The 1,692-nt window shown below is 60.9% G+C and carries 1 protein-coding gene; it reads left to right on the top strand.

Annotation, left to right across the window (positions count from 1 at the left end; translation table 11 throughout):
• Window positions 1-104: 104 nt before the first annotated feature.
• Window positions 105-1,595, top strand: coding sequence for an ISNCY family transposase (locus LGM56_RS36660; RefSeq protein WP_089496927.1), 1,491 nt, complete (start codon window positions 105-107; stop codon window positions 1,593-1,595).
• Window positions 1,596-1,692 lie beyond the last annotated feature (97 nt).

Below are 1,692 nucleotides of genomic sequence, written 5' to 3'. Positions count from 1 at the left end.
TTGTAGTGGCTAGATTGAAATGTCCGCTTTTGGCTACATAGAAATGTCCGCTTTCGGGCCGCGTAAGCTGTTCGGTCGCCGGGTGTCCGGCGCCGGAGGCTGCGATGGCTGTAACGGAACGGATCACGATGACGATGCGCGAACTGGACCGATTCAAGGTCATTCAGGATGTAGCCGACGGCAAGCTCAAGCCGTGGCGTGCTGCGGAACGGCTGGAGTTGACGACACGCCAGGTTCGCCGGCTGGTCGCCCGGTTGCGTGAGCACGGTCCGGCAGGTTTGGTATCAGGGCACCGAGCGAAGCCCGGCAATCGCCGCCTCGACCCGGGAGCTGCCGATCGGGCGCTGTCGATCATCCGCGATCGCTACGCCGATTTCGGGCCGACGTTGGCCTGCGAGAAGCTCTGGGAGTGTCACGGCATTGGGCTGGCCAAGGAGACGGTCAGGAAGCTGATGACGGACGCTGGCTTGTGGATTCCGCGTCGGCAGCGTCCGCCGAAGGTTTATCAGCCGCGAGCGCGTCGCGCATGCTTGGGCGAGTTGATCCAGATCGACGGCAGCGATCATCGATGGTTCGAGGAACGGGCACCGGCCTGCACGCTGCTGGTGTATGTGGACGATGCGACGAGCCGATTGATGATGCTGCACTTCACGCAGACCGAATCGACGTTCAGCTACTTCGAGGCCACGCGGACGTATATCGAACGCCATGGCAAGCCGGGAGCGTTCTACAGCGACAAGGCCAGCGTGTTCCGCAACGTGAAGCCGGGCAAGACTGGCAATCGCGTGACGCCGTTTGGCCGGGCGATGTACGAGCTGAACATCGACACGTTCTGCGCGAACAGCAGCTCGGCCAAGGGGCGCGTGGAGCGAGCGCACTTGACGTTGCAGGATCGATTGGTCAAGGAGATGCGATTGCGCGGCATCAACACGGTGGCCGACGCCAACGCTTACGCGCCCTCCTTCATGGTCGCCTACAACACGCGCTTCGCGAAGCCGCCAAAGAGCGACTTCAATGCGCACCGGCCGTTGCGGGCCAACGAGAGTCTGGACCGGGCGCTGACGTGGCGCGAGCCACGGAAGGTAACGAAGTCGCTCACGGTTCAGTACGACCGGGTGATGTACTTGCTGGACGATACGCCGGAGAACCGGAAGTTGATCGACCGTCAGATCGAGGTATGGGAGTACCCGGATGGGCGGATCGAGATTCGGGCTGACGATCGTGCGTTGAGCTGCAGGCAATACGATCGCCTGGCCGAAATCGATCAAGGTGCCGTCGTTGAGCACAAGCGTTTGAGCCATGTGCTACAGGTCGCCCAAGCGCTGCAGGCGCAACGCGATAACAGTCGAATCGGTAAAGCCCCGTCTCGAACGCATCGTGGCGACTCAACCCGGACCGACCGAAACGAACCCCAAGCGGGCAAGAAGAAGCAACGCGAGATCACGCAGGCCGACGTCGAGCATGTGATCGTGGAGCTGGCGCAACGTCGGCAAACCGCAAAGCCGCCAACCAAACCTGGCCGTCGGTCTGCAAAGGCTAGCGAAACAAACGTGAGCGCCCTGCCCGTTCAGGCGCCGACCTTCGACACTGCGTAATGCTCAAAACGAGGAAAAAGACGCAGCAAAAACAACCTTAAAACCGGACATTTTTAAATGGCTGGAAGGTGGACATCTGAATCCGGGTATGACATTG

The organism is Burkholderia sp. AU38729 (genome assembly GCF_020419725.1).
Taxonomy (GTDB): Bacteria; Pseudomonadota; Gammaproteobacteria; order Burkholderiales; family Burkholderiaceae; genus Burkholderia.
The sequence above is the reverse complement of the archived record's forward strand: the minus strand, read 5'-3'. Positions and strand labels throughout refer to the sequence as shown.

Excerpts from the sequence above, each read along its gene's own strand:
- LGM56_RS36660 (WP_089496927.1), top strand. The coding sequence starts at position 105 with ATGGCTGTAACGGAACGGATCACGATGACGATGCGCGAACTGGACCGA.